Source organism: Nocardia thailandica NBRC 100428, from assembly GCF_000308795.1.
Classification (GTDB): domain Bacteria; phylum Actinomycetota; class Actinomycetes; order Mycobacteriales; family Mycobacteriaceae; genus Nocardia; species Nocardia thailandica.
This window is the reverse complement of sequence record NZ_BAGK01000268.1, coordinates 1-878: the sequence shown is the minus strand read 5'-3', so window position 1 is coordinate 878 and position 878 is coordinate 1. Positions and strand designations below refer to the sequence as shown.

General features: G+C 70.6%; 1 protein-coding gene. It reads right to left on the bottom strand.

Annotation, left to right across the window (positions count from 1 at the left end; all coding sequences use genetic code 11):
* Positions 1-146 precede the first annotated feature (146 nt).
* Positions 147-335 carry a hypothetical protein gene (locus ON36_RS35100; protein WP_157225034.1) on the bottom strand — a complete coding sequence of 63 codons (189 nt, stop codon included), beginning with the start codon at positions 333-335 and terminating at the stop codon, positions 147-149.
* Between the last annotated feature and the right edge of the window lie 543 nt (positions 336-878).

Here is an 878-nt window from a genome sequence, read left to right as displayed (position 1 = left end):
TCGGGTCCGGGTGAACAGGCGTGCGCGGCGTGGGCACGATCCGAGCTGGGCCGGCGGCTCACAGCAGGCAGCCGCCCCGCCCGGCTATCCGCCCAGCGGCGCCTATCCCCCGCGCGCCGAGGCCGGGCGTGGCCCTCGCTGCGAGCTCACCCGGGCTGGCGTCCCGGGTAAGGCCCCCGACAGTGAGGCGTCTCGGCGTCGATATGAGGCCAGGTACACGATGACGGCGTGCCGACACCCGGCGGGCCGACCGGCACCGCGAGCAGTTCGATCCCGATCACCAGACACGCGATCGCGATACACGATCCACACACCACCAGCACGATCTTCTTCATGCATCCCCCCGGATGGCAGCACCGCTCCCGCAGGCTGTCGGCGCCCTCGATCAGTCTGTGCGCCGCCCGGCACCGAATCGGCGCAGACGACGAAACCGGCGCCTCCCCAACGCCTTTGCTGTTGCCGACCGTACCGGAACCGCGACTGTGCCGTCGATGGGGATCCCCAGCCACTGTCGAGGACAGCCGGCCAGTTGCCGCCGGTCCGTGATGGGTAGGGTGAGCGTGAGGGCACAGGGTGTCGACGGCGATTTCCGGCGGACCCGGTACCGAGGATGGCCGCCGGTCCAGCGCGACCTGCGCTGTTCCCGGCTCCCGGCACGACGATCTGCCCGCGGCGGCGACCGTGCCCCGCTGTGATGTGCGGACCACCCATGATCTCCTCACCACGACTGCAGCGGGCTGGGATCGGGCCAGGTCACCTCCCGATGCTGGTCCGGTTCGGGCGAGGCAGGCGTGGGTTGGTCGAGGTGGCCGGTCATCGTGCCCGGATACTGTTCAGTGCCTCACCGAAGCGGCGATGGGCTTGCAGGGGCAGTAGCA